Origin of the sequence: Nocardioides szechwanensis, assembly GCF_900103935.1 — a bacterium.
GTDB lineage: Bacteria > Actinomycetota > Actinomycetes > Propionibacteriales > Nocardioidaceae > Nocardioides > Nocardioides szechwanensis.
Genome location: NZ_FNIC01000018.1, coordinates 1 through 1657, shown reverse-complemented (window position 1 = coordinate 1657; position 1657 = coordinate 1). Strand labels below are relative to the sequence as shown.

The window sequence follows — 1657 nt, the reverse complement described above, 5'->3', positions numbered from 1 at the left end:
TTGTTTTGGGGGTGGCCACCGGTCGGGGTGGAACTTGGTTGTGGACGCAAACATGTCGTTTGTGGTGTGCGCGGTTTGTGGTTTTGGTTGAGGGTTTGTGAAGACAAGCCCTCGGCCTATTAGTACCGGTCGGCTAGGCATTGCTGCTGTATACCTCCGGCCTATCAACCCAATAGTCTGTTGGGGGCCTTACCCACAATTGTGGTGGGAAACCTTATCTTGAAATGTGCTTCCCGCTTAGATGCATTCAGCGGTTATCACTTCCGAACGTAGCTAACCAGCCGTGCCCCTGGCGGGACAACTGGCACACCAGAGGTTCGTCCATCCCGGTCCTCTCGTACTAGGGACAGCTTTTCTCAAGTTTCCTGCGCGCGCGGCGGATAGGGACCGAACTGTCTCACGACGTTCTAAACCCAGCTCGCGTGCCGCTTTAATGGGCGAACAGCCCAACCCTTGGGACCTACTCCAGCCCCAGGATGCGACGAGCCGACATCGAGGTGCCAAACCATCCCGTCGATATGGACTCTTGGGGAAGATCAGCCTGTTATCCCCGGGGTACCTTTTATCCGTTGAGCGACGCCGCTTCCACCTGCTGGCGCCGGATCACTAGTTCCGACTTTCGTCCCTGCTCGACATGTCTGTCTCACAGTCAAGCTCCCTTGTGCACTTACACTCGCCACCTGATTGCCAACCAGGCTGAGGGAACCTTTGAGCGCCTCCGTTACACTTTAGGAGGCAACCGCCCCAGTTAAACTACCCATCAGGCACTGTCCCTGATCCAGATCATGGACCTAGGTTAGATATCTAGTACGACCAGAGTGGTATTTCAACGTTGACTCCACAACCACTGGCGTGGCCGCTTCACAGTCTCCCACCTATCCTACACAAGCCGAACCAAACACCAATACCAAACTATAGTAAAGGTCCCGGGGTCTTTCCGTCCTGCCGCGCGTAACGAGCATCTTTACTCGTAGTGCAATTTCGCCGAGTCCACGGTTGAGACAGCGCCCAAGTCGTTACTCCATTCGTGCAGGTCGGAACTTACCCGACAAGGAATTTCGCTACCTTAGGATGGTTATAGTTACCACCGCCGTTTACTGGGGCTTAAGTTCTCAGCTTCACCCACAAGTGGGCTAACCGGTCCCCTTAACCTTCCAGCACCGGGCAGGAGTCAGTCCGTATACATCGTCTTACAACTTCGCACGGACCTGTGTTTTTAGTAAACAGTCGCTTGGGCCTGGTCTCTGCGGCCCTCCCCGCTGCCGGCCGTAAAGGCCATGACGGTTCGGGCCCCCCTTCTCCCGAAGTTACGGGGGCATTTTGCCGAGTTCCTTAACCATGGTTCGCTCGATCGCCTTGGTATTCTCTACCTGATCACCTGAGTCGGTTTGGGGTACGGGCGGCGTATAGCTCGCTAGAGGTTTTTCTTGACAGCATAGGATTACCCACTTCCCCCATACGGGGTCGGCGTCACGTCTCAGGTCCGTCATCAAAGACAGTGTCCCGGATTTGCCTAGGACACACCCTACCTGCTTACCCGTGGACAACCATCGCCACGGTTGGGCTACCTTCCTGCGTCACCCCATCGCTTGACTACTACCGGATCGGATCCCACGCTCCGCCACACCCTCTCGCCCCGAAGGGTCCGATAAGCATG

The 1657-nt window shown here is 56.0% G+C and carries 1 rRNA gene; it reads right to left on the bottom strand.

Annotated elements, in window-relative coordinates:
- Nucleotides 1-99 precede the first annotated feature (99 nt).
- Nucleotides 100-1657 (bottom strand): 23S ribosomal RNA (locus BLR90_RS21345); the annotation flags it as partial.